This is a genomic window from Methylophaga sp. SB9B (assembly GCF_004832235.1).
GTDB lineage: Bacteria > Pseudomonadota > Gammaproteobacteria > Nitrosococcales > Methylophagaceae > Methylophaga > Methylophaga muralis.
This window is the reverse complement of record NZ_SSXS01000056.1, coordinates 1-255: the sequence shown is the minus strand read 5'-3', so window position 1 is coordinate 255 and position 255 is coordinate 1. Positions and strand designations below refer to the sequence as shown.

Sequence of the window (255 nt, the reverse complement as noted above, 5' to 3'; positions counted from 1 at the left end):
AACCGAAGTCACCCACACGATTGACCAGAAATGCCTTGAGATTGGCGTAAATCGCCGTGGGCTTTTTGTACCAGAAACCAATCAGCAGATAGAAACCACGCCAACCGCTTCCCAGCCAAAAAACAGACTGCATAAAGTTATTGGCCATGACCAGCATCAGCATCGAGAAGGTAAACAGCGAGATATAACTAAAAAAAACGGCTGTAGCCGTCATCGTCATGCATATAACCGATGGTGTAGATATGCACCATCAGC

The 255-nt window shown here is 46.3% G+C and carries 1 pseudogene; it reads right to left on the bottom strand.

Annotated features, from left to right (window positions below):
* A pseudogene (locus E8Q33_RS15115) lies at nt 1-255 on the bottom strand (proton-conducting transporter membrane subunit); the annotation flags it as partial.